Genomic DNA, 1,845 nt, shown 5'->3' with positions numbered 1-1,845 from the left:
ACTCCTGGAACATCGCCGCCCTGGTGCTCGACCTGGCCGAGCGCGGCGACTGGACGGAGTGACGCCGATCCGGGCTACAAGGTGATCGGTGAAATCTGGTTCTCACCGACCCGGGCGGGTAGAGAACGGGCTCGTGAGCGTTCTCGGAGAACTCTTACTCAGAGAAGTCGAACTCGCCGTCCTTGGCTCCGGCCAGGAAGGCATCCCACTCGGCGCGGGTGTAGACGATGACCGAGCCTTCGGGGTGGTGGGAGTGGCGCACCGCGACCCGGCCAGAGCCGTCGGCCAGCGGTCCGGCCTCGACGCAGCTACCGCCGTTGTTGTTGCTTCTCGTGCTGATCCTCCAGCGGATACCGGCCAGCTCCTCGCCTGAAAGCTCCTGCGCGGTTCCGGTGATGGTCATTTCGTCTCCTCTAGCACTATCTTGATGAGCGCCGCAGAGCGTTCCGGGCTCAGCGCGCCCCTATAGAGATCATCCCACGCGTCTTCGAACCGCTCAACACCAGGAGATTCGACATAGAGCGCCCCGCCAAGGCTCTCGACATATGCGACATTCGTGAACTCTTCAGGCATCGTGAACAGCATGAAGCTGCCGAGGTGCCCGCTATGAGGGCCGTGCGCGGTCGGCATGATCCGAAGATCAATGTTGTCCTGCTCGCCAGCCTCCAACAGGTGCTCCAGCTGTTCGCGCATGACCTTCGCCCCGCCAATCGGCCGCCACAGTACTGGTTCCTCCAGCACCGCGAAGTACCGGATCGGTTTGTCGCCGGAAAGCACCTTCTGCCTCTCCAGCCTCAGATCCACCCATCGAGCGATCTGTTCTTCGGAACTGGAATCGTGCTCGGCCTTGGTGATCACGGCCTCTGCATAGGCACGGGTCTGAAGCATCCCGTGGAGCACCATCGTCTGGTACTCCTCGATCTGCTCGGTTCGAGACTCCAACCAGGGCAGGTCGATGAAGTCCCTGGTCACTTCGTCCGAGTACGGATCCCACCAACTCTTGCGCCAGACGTCCTCGCAAAGTGTTAGCAGAGCTTCCCGGGTCCGCTCGTCTTCGACACCGTAGTAGGTAAGCAGCGCATACACATCCGGACGACGGACCGGGTACTCGCCTGTCTCCTGTCGGCTGACGACCGTCGGGTCTCGCTGGAGGAACTCCGCAGCATCAGACCGGCTCTTCCCGGCGGCCTCCCTCATCGCGCGCAGCTTTTCCCCCAGCCAGCGCGATCGCAGTCCTGGCTTCGGCCCTTTCGGTCGCCCTCGCCCAGCCATAGAACTCTCCGCTCATCTCAGGAACTAATTTCTCGCACGATTCGCTTTATTCTTGACATCCTAACCGCACCGTGAGATTATAGCAATCAGGCGTGAAGAAGTCATCGCGATCGTTCGGTGACAAGGTTCGCGGGAGCGGGCATTTCACGCTCTTCACAGAAGCCGGCCGGGGCGGGTCAAAGGTTGGAAGCCACAGCCGCCCCGGCCTCTAGATCATCGGAGGCAGAGCATGTCTACGCCCGACCCCGCCATTGTCGCCCAGGCGACCGGCGAATCCAAACCCGATCCGCACACCGAGCCGTGCACCGGGTCGCCTACCGAGCAACCGACCGGACCCACGCCCGGGGCCTTGTCCGGGTCAGGGTCCGAGCCGCCCGCCGAACCGCCGTCCCGGCCGCCCTTCCTGCCTCCCGACGGTCCGCTCTCCGACCCTCAGTCCTTCACCATCCGCTGCGCCGAATGCGACGCCGCGCCCGGCTCGCACCTATCCAACTGCCCCGGCGTCCTCGCCGCGGGCTACGACACCGCCGGAAACGGCGCCTTCTCCTCCGTCGTCTACCCCGAAGCAGGCAA

At 63.7% G+C, this 1,845-nt stretch carries 2 protein-coding genes and 1 pseudogene; 1 reads left to right on the top strand and 2 read right to left on the bottom strand.

What is annotated here, in order from left to right:
* Positions 1–154: 154 nt before the first annotated feature.
* A complete protein-coding gene (locus tag JFB92_RS06625) occupies positions 155–403 on the bottom strand; it encodes a DUF397 domain-containing protein (RefSeq protein WP_199036198.1) in 249 nt (82 codons plus the stop codon).
* Positions 400–1,272, bottom strand: a complete 873-nt coding sequence (locus JFB92_RS06620; RefSeq protein ID WP_269847838.1) for a helix-turn-helix domain-containing protein — start codon at positions 1,270–1,272, stop codon at positions 400–402. Before JFB92_RS06620 ends, JFB92_RS06625 begins: the two co-directional genes overlap by 4 nt.
* 229 nt (positions 1,273–1,501) lie before the next feature.
* Here JFB92_RS06620 and JFB92_RS06615 point away from each other — a divergent pair.
* Positions 1,502–1,845, top strand: a pseudogene (locus JFB92_RS06615) (hypothetical protein); the annotation flags it as partial.

It is taken from the genome of Glycomyces salinus (genome assembly GCF_016428645.1).
Lineage (GTDB): Bacteria > Actinomycetota > Actinomycetes > Mycobacteriales > Micromonosporaceae > Glycomyces > Glycomyces salinus.
This window is presented reverse-complemented; position numbering and strand designations above follow the sequence as displayed.